The organism is Allostella sp., from assembly GCF_041913585.1.
Lineage (GTDB): Bacteria > Pseudomonadota > Alphaproteobacteria > ATCC43930 > Allostellaceae > Allostella.
In genome coordinates this window covers 1-2,566 of record NZ_JAYSFE010000257.1, presented here as the reverse complement: position 1 = coordinate 2,566, position 2,566 = coordinate 1, and the positions used below count along the sequence as shown (strand labels likewise).

Below are 2,566 nucleotides of genomic sequence, written 5' to 3'. Positions count from 1 at the left end.
TACGATCGCGGCCTGTTCATCACCGACGCCAACGACGGCGGCACCGACAACGACTTCATCAGCTTCGAGGATCAGACGATCCTGACGCTGCGCGACAAGTCGATCGAGAACTTCGAGACGGTCGCCTTCAGCAACTACAGCGACGACGTCACCTTCGCCGACGGCAACGTCGCCTCGGGCGCCACGCTCACCGTGTTCGCCAACAGCGGCGAGGATTACATCGACGGCAGCCGGGAGACCAACGGCTCCTTCGAGATGTTCGGCGGGTTCGGCGAGGACACGCTGATCGGTGGTGCCAAGAACGACACGATCGATGGCGAGCACGGCGAGGATCTCCTCGTCGGCGGCGCCGGCAAGGACCAGTTCGTCAACGAGTACAACTGGAACTACGGCGGCGCCTACTCCGACATCATCCAGGACTTCACCGGCAACGTCGACAAGATGGTGTTCAACGGCAACGCCTTCTCCGACGTCTCGGCGATCGATGGGTACAAGGGCACGGCCGGCGATGCGTCGACTGCCAACGACAACCTGCTGATCGCCACCGGCGACAGCTACTCGATCGGCAATTTCGACACCTTCCTTTCGGTCGGTGCGGCGGACACGGACAAGCCGGGCTTCTACATCTTCTTCAATTCGAGCACCAACCGCGGCGAGATCTGGTTCGACACCTCGATGGTCTCGACCTCGAACGCCGTGCTGATCGCCACCTTCAACAACATCACGGCGGTCAACCAGCTGGCCCAGTTCAACGAGGGCCCGGCCGGCAACAACTCCGGCGACTTCGTCATCATCTGAGACGACGTCTTCGAGCGAACGCGACCCGGGGCCGGGGGAGAAATCCCCCGGCCCCTTCTCTTTCCGGGCTGCGGCCATCCGTGCCAGGATGCGGCTCCCCTCCTCCACCCTATAGCGAGAGCATCCCCGTGGAACTGCGCAACCTCGGAACGTCGGGCCTGCTGGTCTCGGTGGTCGGCCTCGGCTGCAACAATTTCGGCGGCCGCATCGACCTCGAAGCCTCCCGCAAGGTCGTCGACAAGGCGATCGAACTCGGCATCACCCTGTTCGACACCGCCGACATCTACGGCAATCGCGGCGGTTCGGAGACCTGCCTCGGCGCGATCCTCGGACCGCGCCGCAAGGACATCGTGCTGGCGAGCAAGTTCGGCATGGCCATGTCCGACGACGGCGTGCTGATCGGCGGCGCCCGGCGCTACATCATGCGCGCGGTCGAGGACAGCCTGCGCCGCCTCAAGACCGACTGGATCGACCTCTACCAGCTCCACCAGCCCGATCCGCGTACCCCGATCGAGGAGACCCTGCGGGCCCTCGACGATCTCGTCCGCCAGGGGAAGGTCCGCTACATCGGCTGCTCCAACCTCGCCGGCTGGCAGGTGGCGGATGCGCAGTGGACGGCGCGCCACCACAATCTCGAGGCCTTCGTTTCCTGCCAGGACGAGTACAGCCTCGTCGTCCGCGGCATCGAGAAGGAGCTGATGCCGGCGGCCCGCCATTTCGGCATGGGCCTCCTGCCCTACTTCCCGCTCGCCAGCGGCCTCCTGACCGGCAAGTACCGGCGCAATGCCGAGATGCCGGCGGGCGCCCGCCTGACCACGACCCAGCGTCTCGCCGACCGCTACATGACCGAGCGGAACTGGGCCGTCGCCGAGAAGCTCGGCGACTTCGCCGCCGCCCGCGGCCATTCGATGCTGGAACTGGCCTTCAGCTGGCTTGCCCGGCGTCCGCCCGTCGCCAGCGTCATCGCCGGCGCGACCCGGCCCGAGCAACTCGAGCAGAACGTGAAGGCGGTGGGCTGGGACCTGACCGCCGAGGACATGGCGGAGATCGACCGCATCACCAGCCACGCCTGAGCCCGAGGGGGAGGAAACGCCGATGACCGACAAGAGCCCGGAAGGGCCGAAGCCGACCGACCTGCCGCCGCCGCCCGACACGGCGGGCGCCCGCTGGGAGCCGGAGCGCCGCTATCCCGACCCGCTGGTCGAGCAGCTCCACCCGAACTTCGCCAAGTACCGGCTGGCGCTGGCCGCCGTCGAGCGGCTCTTTACCGGCTGCCGCTGGGCCGAGGGCCCGGTCTGGTTCGGCGACGGCCGCTTCCTGCTGTGGAGCGACGTTCCCGGCGACCGCATGTACAAGTGGGAGGAGGAGACGGGCGCCGTCTCCCTCTTCCGCTCGCCCTCCAACAACGCCAACGGCAACACCCGCGACCGCCAGGGGCGGCTCGTCACCTGCGAGCATGGCGGACGGCGCGTCGTGCGGACCGAGATCGACGGCAGCATCACGGTCCTCGCCGATTCCTACGAGGGCAGAAGGCTGAACTCGCCGAACGACGTGGTGGTGAAGTCCGACGGCTCGATCTGGTTCACCGACCCGCCCTTCGGGATCGTCAGCGACTACGAGGGCGACCGGGCCGAGCCGGAACTGCCGACCAACGTCTACCGCATCGACGGCGGGTCCGGCCGTCTCACCATCGTCGCCGAGGGCATCCAGGGGCCGAACGGCCTCTGCTTCTCCCCCGACGAGCGCATCCTCTACGTCGTCGGCTCGC

The 2,566-nt window shown here is 67.3% G+C and carries 3 protein-coding genes; all 3 read left to right on the top strand.

Annotated features, from left to right (window positions below; all coding sequences use genetic code 11):
- Positions 1-798, top strand: a 798-nt coding sequence (locus ACE3Q3_RS23910) for a calcium-binding protein (RefSeq protein WP_374450292.1), incomplete at its 5' end; no start/stop codon positions are given.
- A gap of 128 nt (positions 799-926) precedes the next feature.
- The gene (locus ACE3Q3_RS23905; protein WP_374450290.1) at positions 927-1,871 is read left to right on the top strand and encodes an aldo/keto reductase; all 945 of its coding nucleotides are present in this window, start codon (positions 927-929) and stop codon (positions 1,869-1,871) included.
- 22 nt (positions 1,872-1,893) lie between these two features.
- On the top strand, positions 1,894-2,566 hold a 673-nt coding region (locus ACE3Q3_RS23900; RefSeq protein ID WP_374450289.1), incomplete at its 3' end, for an SMP-30/gluconolactonase/LRE family protein.